The following is a 13461-nucleotide window of genomic DNA, read 5'->3' as shown; positions in this document are numbered from 1 at the left end:
TTTCCCTCACGACTGCGCACTATCCGCAGCGAGACAGGGGAGGGACCGACTGGTGGATGCAACCGATACCGCCGAGCGCGAACCGAGCGCGAAGGAAATCCGGCTCGTCATCGCGGCCAGTTCGGCGGGGACCATTTTCGAATGGTACGATTTCTTCATCTACGGCACGCTCTTCGCGCTCATCGGCGCGGCGTTCTTTCCCAGCGACAACGAGACGCTGCAGATCCTGCTGGTGTGGGCGGGCTTCGCGATCGGCTTCGGCTTCCGGCCCTTGGGCGCGATCCTGTTCGGCTATCTCGGCGATCGCCTCGGCCGCAAATACACCTTCCTCGTGACCGTGACCGTGATGGGCCTAGCGACGGCCGGTGTCGGGCTCGTGCCCAGTGCCGAGACCATCGGGCTGGCCGCACCTGCCATCGTCATACTCCTGCGAATCCTGCAGGGGCTCGCGCTGGGCGGCGAATATGGCGGCGCGGCGATTTATGTCGCGGAGCACGCTCCGCCCGAAAAGCGCGGGTTCTATACAAGCTTCATACAGGCAAGCGTCGTCGGAGGCTTCGTCCTCAGCATCATGGTGGTCCTCGCCTGCCGCGCCCTGATGCCGGAGGAAGCCTTCAGCGACTGGGGCTGGCGACTACCCTTCCTATTGTCCGTCGTCCTCCTAGGCATCAGCCTCTGGATGCGCCTGAAGCTTTCGGAAAGCCCCGTCTTCAAGGCCATGAAGGCCGCCGGACAGACCGCGTCCAACCCCTTCGTTGAAAGCTTCGCCTATCCGGGCAACAAGAAGCGCATCTTCGTGGCGCTGTTCGGCATTACCGGTGTCCTGACGACGATCTGGTACACGGCGTTCTTCTCCAGCCTCTCGTTCCTGCAGCGCGACATGCGGATGGAGGGGCTGACGGTCGAACTCGTCCTGCTCGTGGCGGGGCTCATCTCGATGGGCTTCTACGTCATCGTCGGCCGCTGGTCGGACCGGGTCGGGCGCCGCAAGCCCATCATCATCGGGGCCCTGCTTACCCTGTTCGCCATATTCCCGTTGTTCTGGGCGATGGGCAATCTCGCCAATCCGGGACTGGCGCAGGCGGCGGAGCGCAGCCCGGTCGTGGTCAGCGGACCGCAATGCGTCACCGATCCCTTCGCCGACCTGTTCGATCGCGAACAGACCGATTGCGGGAAAATCCTGGAGACTCTGACCGCCAGCGGCGTGCGATACGATGTGCGGGATGCCGACGATCTCGCTCTCACGGTCGGCGGCGAACCCGTCGCGCTGGACGCGCAATGGTTCGAGGACGGTGCGGCGCGCAGGGACGGATTGCAGGCACGGCTGAGCGCGTCGGGCTTCGACTTCACACCACAGACTCCGCCGTTCGCGAACCTCCTCGGCATCCTCGCACTGCTGCTGGCCCTCGCCATGCTGTCCGCGCTCACCTATGGGTCGGTCGCCGCCCTCCTGACAGAGATGTTCCCCGCTCAGATCCGCTACAGTTCCATGTCCATTCCCTACCATATCGGCGCCGGCTATCTCGGCGGGTTCCTGCCGCTGATTGCGGGCTTCATCGTGGCGCGCACGGGCGACGTTTACGCCGGGCTCTGGTACACATGGATCGTGGTCGCGTTCGGTCTGGTCGTCGCCTGGTGGGGCCTGCCGGCCGGACCGCCGAAGGATTTCGAAGCGCGTGCCGACTAGTCCGCCTCCGACACTGAGGCTGCGGATCGATACCGATGCACTTGCCGCGAACTGGACCGCGCTGGATCGCTTGTCCGGGACTGCAACGGCGGGCGCTGCGGTAAAGGCCAACGCCTACGGGCTCGGGGTCGAGCACGTCGTGCCGGTCCTGCGCGAGGCGGGCGCGCGGCACTTCTTCGTCGCGCACTGGAGCGAGGTGGAGGCCGTGGCCGCGCATGTCCCCGCCAGCCAGATCGCCGTGCTGCATGGCATCGGCAATGCGGCGGAGGCCGAGTATGCACGTGCCGTTGGCGCCTTGCCGGTCATCAACAGCGTGCATCAGGCTGCGATATGGCTCGATACGGGCGGGGGGCCGTGCCACCTTATGGTCGATACCGGCATCAATCGCCTCGGTATCGGTCCGGCGGAAGGGGGAAGCGAGCCCATTCGCGGGCTGGAGATCGACACGCTGATGTCCCACCTTGCCTGCGCGGACGAGGACGTCGCGATGAACGCGCAGCAGCTGACCGCTTTCGAGAGCGTCGCGAGGCAGGTCCCGCATCGCCTTCGCAGCCTCGCGAACAGCGCCGGGATCGCGCTCGGCCCTGCGTATCACTTCGACCTGTCGCGCCCGGGCCTATCGCTCTATGGCGGGATACCGCGACGCGAGCTGGCAGACGCCATCGCGCAGGTCGCCTTCCCGCAAGCCGCCATCATCCAGCGCCGCCGGATCGCGCCGGGCGAGAGCGTGGGATACAACGCCACCTTCGTCGCGTCGCAGCCGATGGATATCGCCGTCGTCTCGCTCGGCTATGCCGACGGTTTCCTGCGCAGCTGGGGTGGCGAGGGATATTTGCTTCACCAGGGCACGGAAGTCCCGCTGCTGGGGCGCGTGTCGATGGACATGGTGGTCGTCGATCTGAGCAATGCGCCGGACCTGCGCGAAGGGGACTGGCTCGACCTGCCGTACCACCTCCCCACCGCCGCGCGCCTTTCCGGGCTGTCGCAATACGAGCTGCTGACCACGCTCGGGTCCCGCTTCGGAAGCGCCTGAATTTCCGCACTTGTTGCACTGCACATGCTGCACCTGCTAGTGCAGCAATTCCTGCAGCGTTCGGATGGACATACATGGCAAAGCGCAAACCCGGCAGCGACGAACCGATCACGATCAAGAAGTACGCCAATCGCCGTCTCTACAACACCGGTTCCTCCAGCTACATCACGCTGGACGATCTTGCGAAGATGACCCGCGAGGGGGCCGAGTTCGTGGTAATCGACGCGAAATCGGGCGACGACATCACCGGATCCATCCTGACCCAGATCATCATGGAAGAAGAAGCGGGCGGGGCGCAGATGCTGCCCGTCAGCTTCCTGCGCGACGTGATCGCCATGTACGGCAATTCGATGCAGGCGCTGATGCCGAGCTATCTCGAGGCCAGCATGAAGAACTTCCGCGAGAACCGCGAGCAGTTCCAGGAGGCCTTTATGTCCGGAAATCCGCTGGCCAAGCTGGCGGAGAACAACCTGGCCATGATGCGCGCCATGGGCGAAGCCTTCATGCCCGGCCTCGGCGGATCGAGGCAGGCCGATACCGCTCCCCCGGCCCAGAAACAATCTGCGCAACCGGCTGCGAAGGATGACGACATCGCGGCGCTGCGCGACCAGATGGCCGCGATGCAGAAGAGGCTGGACGAACTGGGCAAATAGCGCGCGCATGCGCCGGCCCCTCTCGACTTCGCAGCCGCGCGGGCGCTAGGGCGCGGTTCTCGAATCCGCACAAGCCAGGAAAGCACCGCACCCCGTGTCCAACATCCGCCACGCCCTTTCGACCCGGCGCGCAGACGATTTCGCAGCCTGGTACCAGGAAGTCATTTCGGCCGCCGACCTTGCCGAGGAATCGGGCGTGCGCGGCTGCATGGTCATCAAGCCGTGGGGGTACGGCATCTGGGAACGCATCCAGCGCCTGCTGGACGCGCGGATCAAGGCCAAGGGCCACGACAACTGCTATTTCCCGATCTTCATCCCCCTGTCCAATTTCGAGCGGGAGGCCGAGCATGTCGAAGGCTTCGCGAAGGAAATGGCCGTGGTCACCCACCACCGCCTCATCGCCGACGGGGAAGGGGGCCTGATCCCCGATCCCGAAGCGAAGCTGGAAGAACCTCTCGTGGTGCGTCCCACGTCGGAGACGATCATCGGCGATGCGATGGCGCGCTGGGTGCAGAGCTGGCGCGACCTGCCGCTGCTGACGAACCAGTGGGCCAACGTGGTACGCTGGGAAATGCGCACCCGCATGTTCCTGCGCACCAGCGAGTTCCTCTGGCAGGAAGGCCACACCGCCCACGAGACAAGGGAACAGGCGCAGGACCACACCATGACCATGCTGGAGGTCTATCGTGCCTGCGCGGAAGAAGACCTCGCCATGCCGGTCGTCGCCGGCGAAAAGCCCGAGAACGAACGTTTCCCCGGCGCCGTCGAAACCTGGTCCATCGAAGCGATGATGCAGGACGGCAAGGCGCTGCAGGCCGGGACCAGCCACTATCTCGGCACCAATTTCGCACAGGCTTCGGGCATCCGCTACCAGGACCGCGAGGGCACGCAGCAATTGTGCCACACGACCAGCTGGGGCGTTTCGACGCGCATGGTCGGTGGCGTCATCATGACTCATGGCGACGATGATGGCCTGCGCGTGCCGCCCACGATCGCCCCGTGGCAGGTCGTCATCCTGCCCATGCTGCGCGACAAGCCCGAAGACGATGCGCTTATCGCCTATTGCGAGACGCTGCGCGATGCGATGGCGCGGCAGTCGGCTTTGGGCGAACCGGTGCGCGTCCTGCTGGATCTGAAACCGGGCAAGGCGGCCGCCAAGCGCTGGGACTGGGTCCGCAAGGGCGCGCCCGTCATCATCGAGGTCGGCGGACGCGACATGGAAAACGGCGTCGTCAGCCTGCTGCGGCGCGACCGCCTCTGGGCGGAGAACGGCAAGCCCGATTTCCAGGCACCCTCGCATTCCGACGCTTCGGCCCAGATCGGCCAGCTGCTAGAGGACATCCAGCACTCGCTGTACGATGCGGCACGGCAATTCCGCGACGAGCGCATCACGCGCGGCGTCACCGGTTTCGACGAGGTCGAGGCGCATTTCACCGAAGGCAATTGCTACCCCGGCTGGGTGGAAGTGCAATGGTCGCGGCCTACGGGTGCGGAACTCGAAGCGGTCGTGGAACGGCTGAAAGCGCTGAAGCTGACCATCCGAAACGTTCCTGCAGGCTCTGCCCCGGCGGACGGGACCTGCATCTTCGGCGGCGGTCCGGCCAAGGAGCGGATCCTGCTCGCCAGGGCGTACTGACACTCACGGATCGAGAGCCAAGGGGGAAACGCAAATGATCGGCAGCATCGGATACAGTCTTCGCAACCTGTTCAATTTTTCGGGCCGCGATGCGCGTTCGACCTTCTGGCTCTACCTGCTGTTCCTGGTGGTCCTGCAGTTCGCGGTATCGATCATCACCATCGCGCCTGTCTATTTCGAGATGTTTTCCGCCGCATTCGATGCGGGCCAGTCCGGCGCCCAGCCCGAGGACCTCGAACGCATGATGCTCGGCAACATGGCGGGCATGATGGAGCGACAGGTGCTGGTCGGTCTGGCTGTCACGATCGTGTCGGGGATCCTGTTCGCGGCCTCCTTCGTCAGGCGGTTGCACGATTCCGGCAAGAGCGGCTGGTGGCTGCTGGCCGCCTACGTTCCGGTCTTCGGATCCGCCCTCTACAATTACGCGTACCTGGACGATGTGCTGGCCGTGATGCAGGCGAGCATGACGCCCGGCAGCCCGGCGGACACCATGGCGCGGCAGAGCGAACTCTACGCCTACAGCGCGCTGTCCTATATTGGCTACCTGGTGGTGATTGTCTTTGGCGTCATGAAGTCGGACGAAGGCCCAAACCGATATGGCCCGGAGCCGGTCGGCGCCTGACCGAAGCGATGCTTGCCAAGCGTGCCTTCGCACGCGAAAAGGAAGCATGATCAGGCATCTTTCGTTGTTCGCCCTGCTTCTGGCAGGCACCGCCCCGCAGGCCGTCCAGGCCCAGTCCGAAGCATCGCAGACCGCTGGCGAAGACGGCACGGAGCTGACGGACCGCCTCGCCGCACAGGTTTCGGAAGATCGGCTGCGGGCCGACATGGACACGATCGTCGGGTTCGGCACGCGCCATACCCTTTCCACGCAAACCGATCCCGAACGCGGCGTCGGAGCAGCGGTGAACTGGGCGCTGGACGAATTCCGGAGGATCGGCAGCCGGTGCGGTAATTGCTTGGACGTGCAATCGGTCGAGCGCGTGGTGGAGGCCGACGGCCGGCGTATCCCCACCGATACGCTCATCCGCAACGCGGTCGCCATCCAGCGCGGCACCGAACGCCCGGACGAAGTCATCATCGTGCAAGGCCATTACGATACCCGCGTGTCGGACGTGATGAACGCAACGGCGGATTCCCCGGGTGCGAACGACGACGGGTCCGGCAGCATCATGATCCTGGAGGCTTCGCGCATCCTTTCGCAGCAGGAATACCCGTCCACCATCATCTATGCTCTCCTGACCGGCGAGGAGCAGGGCCTTTACGGCGCGCAGATCCTGGCCGACTGGGTCGAGGAGCAGGGCATGAGGGTGAAGGCCGTGCTCAACAACGACATGATCGGCAACAGCTGCGGGTCAGACGGGTTCTGCGATGCCGAACACGTCCGGGTCTTTTCCGAAGGCCTGCGGGCGGATTCGACCGAGGAACTGCGCGCGTTGCAGCGTCGCTTCGGCGGCGAGAACGACAGCCCGGGCCGCAACCTGTCCCGCTGGCTGGACGATGTCGCCACCGATGTGCCGTCGGGCATGCAGGTGCGCGAAATCTGGCGCACGGACAGGATGGGGCGGGGCGGGGACCAGATCCCGTTTCTCGACAAAGGATATCCGGCCGTGCGGATCACTGTCGCGGTCGAGGATTACGATCACCAGCACCAGGACCTGCGCACCGAAGATGGCGTGACTTATGGCGACACGATCGACGAACTCGACTGGACCTACCTCACCCGCGCATCGCAACTGAACGTGCGCGCGCTGCACCGGCTTGCCATGGCACCGATGCCGCCCGAAGTGACGGCCGATGCAGCCGTCCGCGTGGATACCGAAATCACGTGGAAAGCGGTGCCGGGTGCGCAGATCTACGAAGTGCTGGCGCGTCGCACAAACGAACCCGACTGGCCGGAGCCGATCGGGCTGACCTATCTCGACAGACCAGTGTCGGCCAATGGCAGCGCTGCTGCGGAAGGGGGGACCTTCACTTACACTGCCGACCTGCGCGGGGACGACTGGATCTTCGGGGTCCGGGCCTGCAATGCCGGTTATTGCTCGCCCGCTGCCAGCGCCGTTCCGGGCGGGGCCTTCGAACCGCTTTCCGCATCCGAGGATGACAGCGACTAGGCCCGCCCCCATATGAGGGGCACATGACAAATCAAAAAAAGAACCAGCGCGTGGCCGGAATGCCATCGCGCGAACAGGTAATCGAATTCATCCAGACGTCGGAAACGCCCGCGGGCAAGCGGGAAATCGCCAAGGCCTTCGGGCTGAAGGGGCAGGAGAAGATCGCTCTCAAGCGCCTGCTCAAGGACATGGCCGAAGAGGGCCTGATCGACGGCAAGAAGACCGCCTATCATCGCATGGGCGGGGTCCCCAAGGTGACCGTCCTGCGCGTTGCGGAGATCGAGGACGGCGATCCCTTCGCCGTGCCGGAAAGCTGGCAACCCGATAGCGGGGAGACACCGCCCCGCCTGCGACTCATCGAGAGCAAGCGCGGCAAGAAGGCGCATGCAGCGCTCAAGGTCGGCGACCGGGTGCTGGCACGCACGGAAGAGACCGGGCGCGGATGGATCGCGCATGTGATGAAGAAGCTGCCGCAAAAGACCGAAGGCCTCCTGGGCGTGGTCGAGATCGACGGCAGCGGCAAGGCGTGGCTCGCACCCACCGACAAACGCGTGCGCAGTTCATCGCCCATCAGCGACCTTGCCGGGGCGGAAGCGGGGCAGCTGGTCCTGGCCGAACGGTCCGGCCGCAGCCCGCGCGCCGGGGTCAAGGTGGTCGAGATCTACGGCGACCCGCTTGCGCCCAAAAGCTTCAGCCTCATCGCGATTTCCAAGCACGGCATTCCCCACGTCTTCCCCGATGCCGCGATCGAAGAAGCAGAGCGCGCCGCGAAGCTGGACCTCAGCGCGGAGCATCGCGAGGATCTGCGCCACTTGCCGATCGTCGCGATCGACCCGGCGGATGCGCGCGACCATGACGATGCCATCTGGGCGGAACCCGACGGCAATGGCGGCTTCAACGCGCTCGTCGCGATTGCCGATGTCAGCTTCTACGTTCGCCCCGGCGGCGCGCTCGACCGCGAGGCGCGCAAGCGTGGCAACTCCGTCTATTTTCCCGACCGCGTGGTCCCGATGCTGCCCGAGGTGCTGAGCGCGGACGTCTGTTCGCTGCGCGCCGGCGAAGACCGGGCGGCGATGGCGTGCCACCTGACCATTTCCGCCGACGGCACAATCACCGGCCACCGCTTCACCCGCGCGTTGGTGCGGATCGACGAGGTCATCGCCTACGAAGAGGCACAGGCCCGGATCGACGAGGACCGCGCTGGCGAGAACCTGCAGCATCTCTGGTCCGCGTGGAAGGCCCTGGCCTCCGCCCGCGACGCACGCGATCCGCTGGAACTGGACCTGCCGGAACGTCGGGTGGTCCTCGACGAGAAGGGCAAGATCGCCGAGATCGCCGTGCGCGAAAGGCTGGATGCGCATCGCGTGGTGGAGGACTTCATGATCTCCGCCAATGTCGCGGCGGCAAAGGCGCTGGAGAGCAAGACCGCGCCGGTCGTCTACCGCATCCACGAACCGCCGAGCCGCGAGAAGCTGATCGCGCTGCGCGAATATCTCGAGACTTTCGGTCGCAAGCTGGCGCTAGGCCAGGTCATCACGCCCGGTCTGTTCAACCGGATGCTGAAGGACGTCTCGGACGAATCCGAAAAGGCGCAGGTCATGGAAGCGGTCCTGCGCAGCCAGACGCAGGCCTATTACGGGCCTGCCAATGCCGGGCATTTCGGTCTCGCGCTCGGCAGCTATGCGCACTTCACCTCGCCTATCCGGCGCTATGCCGACCTGCTGGTGCACCGCGCGCTGGTCGATGCCTTCAAGCTCGAACAGCCCAAACCCCACGGGAAGCTTCCCGAGGCGAGCGGCCTGTCCGAAACCGACCGCGCCGACCTGGCGAAGATTTCCGACGCGATCAGCCAGACCGAACGCCGCGCGATGGAGGCGGAGCGCGACACCATCGACCGCTACGTCGCCGCATGGCTGGCCGGGCGCGTGGGCGAAACCTTCGAGACGCGGATCACGGGTGTCCAGAATTTCGGCTTCTTCGCGACCATCGTGGGGCTGGGCGGCGACGGGCTCGTCCCGGTGTCGACGCTCGGCCGCGAGCATTTCCGGTATGACGAGGCCGCGCGCGCACTCATCGGAGAGGACAGCGGCACCAGCTACACTACTGGCGACAAGCTGAAGCTCAAGCTGGGGGAGGCGAACCCGCTGACGGGCGCGCTCAAGTTCGTGCCGCTGGACAGCGACGGCAATGCGATCGAGACGCGCGGCAACCGCCCGCCGCCCCGGCACAAGGGCGGCGGCAAGGGACCGGCTGCCAAGGGCAAGTACAAGACGGGCAAGCGCGGACGGCCCGGCAATATCCGGCACCAGGGTCGGGGCAAGCGATAGCCGGCCGGAACAGGCGCTCCAGCCTCGCATTGTTGGGTGAAACCCCCACACGGAGAATTGCCCATGCTGAAGCCCGGCCAGAAGGTCCCCGACATCGATCTGCCCCTGACGATCCAGGCCCGTTTCGAACTCGCCAAGCAGAGTCCCGACAACCTTACGATGCTGGTCTTCTACCGCGGCAGGCACTGCCCGATCTGCAAGTCGCAGCTTGAGGAGCTCGGAGGCAAGCTGGAGGAATTCACGAAGCGCGGCATCTCGCCCTTCGCGATAAGCATGGACGACAAGGAGCGTGCCATGACGGTCGACGAGGAATGGAAGACCGGCGACCTGCCGCTCGTCTACGACCTGCCGGAGGAGGAAGCCCGCAAATGGGGCCTCTACATTTCGGAAAAGCGCCCCGACAGCGACGAGCCGGAGGTGTTCTCCGAACCCGGCATCTTCCTCATCACGCCGGAGCAGGAACTGTTTTTCGCGGCCGTGCAGAGCGGCCCGTTCGCCCGCCCGCCGCTCGACAAGCTGCTGGAAGGAATCGATTACGTGCTGGAGAACGATTATCCGGCGCGCGGTACGCTGACCTGACCGGTCAGGCGGCGAGTTCGTCGATCTGTTCGTTCGTGAAGTGCCCCGGCACGATGTAGAGGGGGCAGGGCAGATTGCCCGAATGCGCGGAAAAATGGCTGATCAGGGGGCCGGGCGAACCGTCCTCCGCCGCACCCAGCACCAGCGCGATGACTTCCGGGTGCTCGGACAGGTATTCGCGGATCGCCGCCTGCCACTCGCCGACCTTCACCGTGATCGTCGGCATCTTGCCACTTTCGGAAAAGATGCTGCCGGCTGCGCTGCTCGCCAGCACTTCGGCCCGGTCGCGCGCTTCCTGCTCGATCGTCGCCTGCACGCCGCCGAAGGCATTGAAGTTCTGCTGCGACACGAGCGCCAGTATCTGCACCGTGTCGCCAAGTTTCATCGCGCGATGCGATGCGAAGCGCAGCGCCTTCTGCGCTTCCGCCGTTTCATCCATCACGACCAGATATGCCCGCATGTCCCATCCCACGATTGCGTGCCGAAGCCTTTGCGCCAGTATCAGCGCAAACGTAAACACACGCAAGAACCTTGCCCGCGCGCACGCAAGTCGGCAAAGCACGCCACACGCAAACTGCGCCCCCTGAACCGGAGCATGCATGCCGACTGAACTGAAGATGCCCGCCCTTTCCCCCACGATGGAGGAAGGCACCCTGGCGAAATGGCTGAAGCAGGAAGGCGACAGCATCGAGCCGGGCGACATCATCGCCGAGATCGAGACCGACAAGGCGACGATGGAGTTCGAAGCGATCGACGAGGGCACGCTCGCCAAGATCGTCGTCGCGGAAGGCAGCGAGAACGTGGCCGTCGGCACTGTCATCGCGATCCTCGCGGAAGAGGGCGAGGACGTGTCCGACGTCGCTTCCGCGGATGCATCCGGCGGCAGCGACACCAAGTCGGACGGAAAGGCCGACACCTCTTCCGCTTCGGAAAAGACTTCCAACGACCAGCCCGCCCCGGCCCCCGCATCGAGCGGCGATGCCAAGGACAAGCCCTCGCAGGAAACGACGAAAGCGCCTGCCGCACCGGTGCAGGATGGCAAGCGCATCATCGCCTCGCCGCTCGCACGGCGTATCGCGGACCAGAAGGGCCTCGATCTTGCGACCATCGAAGGCAGCGGCCCCCGCGGCCGGATCGTCAAGGCCGATGTGGAGGATGCGAAACCGCAGGCGGCATCCGCTGCCAAGGCGGAGAAGGACTCCGCGCCTGCCGCCCAGGGCTCTCAGGCGTCCGGTCAGCCGGATGGCGGCACCCCGTTCGAGGAAGAAAAGCTCTCCAATGTCCGCAAGGTCATTGCCAAGCGCCTGACCGAAGCGAAGCAGACCGTTCCGCACTACTACCTCTCGGTGGACGTGCGCCTCGACAAGTTGCTCGACCTGCGCAAGCAGCTCAACGCCTCGCTCGAACCCGATGGCGTGAAACTTTCCGTCAACGACATGCTGATCAAGGCGCTGGCGCGCGCACTGGTGCGCGAACCGCAATGCAATGTCAGCTTCCAGGGCGAGACGCTCCACCGCTTCACGCGCGCCGACGTGGCCGTCGCGGTCGCCTCGCCCAAGGGCTTGATCACGCCGATCGTGACCCACGCCGATACCAAGGGCCTCGCCCAGATCTCGACCGAGATGAAGGACCTTGTGGAAAAGGCCGGGGAGGGCAAGTTGCAGCCGCACCAGTACCAGGGCGGCTCCGCCAGCATTTCCAATCTCGGCATGTTCGGAATCAAGCAGTTCGACGCGGTCATCAATCCGCCCCACGGCATGATCATGGCCGTCGGCGCCGGTGAACAGCGGCCCTACATCGTGGACGGCGAACTGGGTGTCGCGACCGTGATGACCGCCAGCGGCAGCTTCGATCACCGCGCCATCGACGGCGCGGACGGCGCGAAGCTGATGGCGGCGTTCAAGCAGCTTTGCGAGGAACCGCTGGGGCTCGTCGTATGAGGCGGGCGAGCCTCGCTATCGCGGCACTTGCCTTCCTTGCCGCAGCCTGCAGCGAACAGTCCGACGAAGCCGCCTTGACCGGCGAGCCACAGCCGGGCGCCAATGCATCCGGTGCAATGCCGGACGATGGCGCATCGCAAGGCGCGGCGACGGCCGGATATGACGGCCCGATACCCAAGCCGATCCGTGTCGGTGCCGGTGGGCCGGGGACCATGTCCTGCCAGCAATCGGGCGTGGTCGCGGGCCTCGCCGATGCCGATATCGAGTACCTTTCCGTACGCGATGCGCCGAGCACGCTGGTCAAGGAACGGGATCGGCTGGAAGACGGGCAGGAGGTGTTCGTCTGCAGTACCGAGAACGGCTGGAACGCTGTGATCTATTCGGGCCCCGCCAACGGCGCGACCGATTGCGAACTGCGCGGCACGGCGGAAGGCGAACGTAATTACACCGGTCCCTGCAGGCAGGGTTGGGTGGATGCCGATTACGTGACCGGTAAGGCGGGCTGATCGCGATGTACCTGTCCCTCTGGCTCGCTTTCTTCCTCCCGCTCCTGGTGCCCGCCGGCATGGCGCTCGCGATGGGTCTCGCCAATGCGCAGCTGCGCCAGTACCCGGTGTCCTTCTGGCCCGGGCAACTCGCCATCCAGATGTTTTTCGCGGCGGCCGCGGGCGTGATGCTGATCATCCCGAACTTAGCGGGCGCTTTGCTGGCGAACCTCGTGGCGGCTGGCGACCCGGTCTGGTGGCTGGCGATCTACCTGCTCACTTTCGCGGCGCTGTTCATGCTGCCCAAGCGACTGTTCAACAACTTCTTCATCACCATGGGCGGGATCACGACCAAGGTCGACGCCAAGGTCATTGTCGCGATCGTTCTCACGATCGCCCTGTCGATCGCGCTCGCCGCGCCGGTGGAGGCGATGCAGCTTGGCTGACCGGCACCTGATGATCCGTGCGACGGCCATGCCGGCCGATACCAATCCCTATGGCGGTGTCTTCGGCGGCTGGCTGATGAGCCAGATGGCGCTCGGCGCCGGGGCGCTGGCGAGCCGCGAGGGGGAGGGCAAGGCCGTTGTCGTTTCCGCAACCGACTTCGCCTTTCCCGGCGCGATGGACGTGGGCGACGAATTGTCGGTCTTCTGCGAGGTCGAGCGATACGGTCGCACCTCCCTTACCATCGTCGCCGAAGCAATCGCGCGTGAGCGCAATGGCGAGGTCACGGTCAAGGTGGCGGGTGGCACGTTCAAGTTCGTCCTGCTCGGGGACGACGACAAGCCGCGCCCCGTGCGCGCCCGCGCGGAGGCAGCACAGCCCGTTCCCGAGAACGATGCGTGATCGCCCACCAACACGCTGTCCTACAGGCTATCCGATGCGCTATGCCCCGCCGGTGACGTTCGAGCGATCCCGCAATCCCGGCGCGACTTCCCGCGATCGGCCCGTGACTTTCGGCTGTTCCGCAAAGCCACACCGTGACGCTGCCGCCGGCCCGCTCTGCC

The 13461-nt window shown here is 65.4% G+C and carries 13 protein-coding genes; 12 read left to right on the top strand and 1 reads right to left on the bottom strand.

Going from position 1 to position 13461, the window contains the following annotated elements:
- Positions 1–52: 52 nt before the first annotated feature.
- From AB1K63_RS03415 to AB1K63_RS03380, 8 genes are all read left to right on the top strand, one after another.
- Entirely contained in the window at positions 53–1687 is a 1635-nt protein-coding gene (locus AB1K63_RS03415; RefSeq protein WP_366958533.1) for an MFS transporter, read from the top strand.
- Positions 1677–2720 carry an alanine racemase gene (alr, locus tag AB1K63_RS03410; RefSeq protein ID WP_366958532.1) on the top strand — a complete coding sequence of 348 codons (1044 nt, stop codon included), beginning with the start codon at positions 1677–1679 and terminating at the stop codon, positions 2718–2720. Before AB1K63_RS03415 ends, alr begins: the two co-directional genes overlap by 11 nt.
- A gap of 74 nt (positions 2721–2794) precedes the next feature.
- Positions 2795–3373, top strand: coding sequence for a polyhydroxyalkanoate synthesis repressor PhaR (gene phaR / locus AB1K63_RS03405; protein ID WP_366958531.1), 579 nt, complete (start codon positions 2795–2797; stop codon positions 3371–3373).
- A gap of 94 nt (positions 3374–3467) precedes the next feature.
- Positions 3468–5009 (top strand): aminoacyl--tRNA ligase-related protein, encoded by a 1542-nt coding sequence (locus AB1K63_RS03400; protein WP_366958530.1) that lies wholly within the window; start codon positions 3468–3470, stop codon positions 5007–5009.
- A gap of 34 nt (positions 5010–5043) precedes the next feature.
- Entirely contained in the window at positions 5044–5631 is a 588-nt protein-coding gene (locus tag AB1K63_RS03395) for a DUF805 domain-containing protein (RefSeq protein ID WP_366958529.1), read from the top strand.
- A gap of 46 nt (positions 5632–5677) precedes the next feature.
- Complete coding sequence (locus AB1K63_RS03390; RefSeq protein ID WP_366958528.1) at positions 5678–7123, top strand: M28 family peptidase; 1446 nt, start codon at positions 5678–5680, stop codon at positions 7121–7123.
- A 23-nt stretch (positions 7124–7146) separates the two neighbouring features.
- The gene (gene rnr, locus AB1K63_RS03385; protein ID WP_366958527.1) at positions 7147–9450 is read left to right on the top strand and encodes a ribonuclease R; all 2304 of its coding nucleotides are present in this window, start codon (positions 7147–7149) and stop codon (positions 9448–9450) included.
- 63 nt (positions 9451–9513) lie between these two features.
- On the top strand, positions 9514–10029 hold the full coding sequence (locus AB1K63_RS03380; RefSeq protein WP_366958526.1) for a peroxiredoxin-like family protein: 516 nt from the start codon (positions 9514–9516) through the stop codon (positions 10027–10029).
- 4 nt (positions 10030–10033) lie between these two features.
- Here AB1K63_RS03380 and AB1K63_RS03375 read toward each other — a convergent pair whose 3' ends face one another.
- Positions 10034–10489 carry a universal stress protein gene (locus AB1K63_RS03375; RefSeq protein WP_366958525.1) on the bottom strand — a complete coding sequence of 152 codons (456 nt, stop codon included), beginning with the start codon at positions 10487–10489 and terminating at the stop codon, positions 10034–10036.
- A 139-nt stretch (positions 10490–10628) separates the two neighbouring features.
- Between AB1K63_RS03375 and AB1K63_RS03370 the strand changes: the two genes are divergently transcribed.
- The 4 genes from AB1K63_RS03370 (at position 10629) to AB1K63_RS03355 (ending at position 13300) form a co-directional block, all read left to right on the top strand.
- A complete protein-coding gene (locus tag AB1K63_RS03370) occupies positions 10629–11969 on the top strand; it encodes a pyruvate dehydrogenase complex dihydrolipoamide acetyltransferase (protein WP_366958524.1) in 1341 nt (446 codons plus the stop codon).
- Between the two features lie 74 nt (positions 11970–12043).
- Entirely contained in the window at positions 12044–12475 is a 432-nt protein-coding gene (locus tag AB1K63_RS03365; protein WP_366958523.1) for a hypothetical protein, read from the top strand.
- Positions 12476–12480: 5 nt separating this feature from the next.
- Positions 12481–12900: a hypothetical protein gene (locus tag AB1K63_RS03360; RefSeq protein ID WP_366958522.1), complete on the top strand. Its 420-nt coding sequence runs from the start codon at positions 12481–12483 to the stop codon at positions 12898–12900.
- Positions 12893–13300, top strand: coding sequence for a hotdog domain-containing protein (locus tag AB1K63_RS03355; RefSeq protein WP_366958520.1), 408 nt, complete (start codon positions 12893–12895; stop codon positions 13298–13300). Before AB1K63_RS03360 ends, AB1K63_RS03355 begins: the two co-directional genes overlap by 8 nt.
- The last annotated feature ends 161 nt before the right edge of the window (positions 13301–13461 follow it).

Origin of the sequence: Qipengyuania sp. JC766 (genome assembly GCF_040717445.1) — a bacterium.
Taxonomy (GTDB): Bacteria; Pseudomonadota; Alphaproteobacteria; order Sphingomonadales; family Sphingomonadaceae; genus JC766.
Note: the sequence above shows the minus strand (reverse complement) of the source record. Positions and strands in the feature narration are given on the sequence as shown.

Bases quoted from the DNA above. Each gene is read 5' to 3' on its own strand.
- phaR (WP_366958531.1), top strand. From the start codon at position 2,795: ATGGCAAAGCGCAAACCCGGCAGCGACGAACCGATCACGATCAAGAAG.
- AB1K63_RS03395 (WP_366958529.1), top strand. From the start codon at position 5,044: ATGATCGGCAGCATCGGATACAGTCTTCGCAACCTGTTCAATTTTTCG.
- AB1K63_RS03390 (WP_366958528.1), top strand. From the start codon at position 5,678: ATGATCAGGCATCTTTCGTTGTTCGCCCTGCTTCTGGCAGGCACCGCC.
- rnr (WP_366958527.1), top strand. From the start codon at position 7,147: ATGACAAATCAAAAAAAGAACCAGCGCGTGGCCGGAATGCCATCGCGC.
- AB1K63_RS03380 (WP_366958526.1), top strand. From the start codon at position 9,514: ATGCTGAAGCCCGGCCAGAAGGTCCCCGACATCGATCTGCCCCTGACG.
- AB1K63_RS03375 (WP_366958525.1), bottom strand. From the start codon at position 10,489: ATGCGGGCATATCTGGTCGTGATGGATGAAACGGCGGAAGCGCAGAAG.
- AB1K63_RS03370 (WP_366958524.1), top strand. From the start codon at position 10,629: ATGCCGACTGAACTGAAGATGCCCGCCCTTTCCCCCACGATGGAGGAA.
- AB1K63_RS03360 (WP_366958522.1), top strand. From the start codon at position 12,481: ATGTACCTGTCCCTCTGGCTCGCTTTCTTCCTCCCGCTCCTGGTGCCC.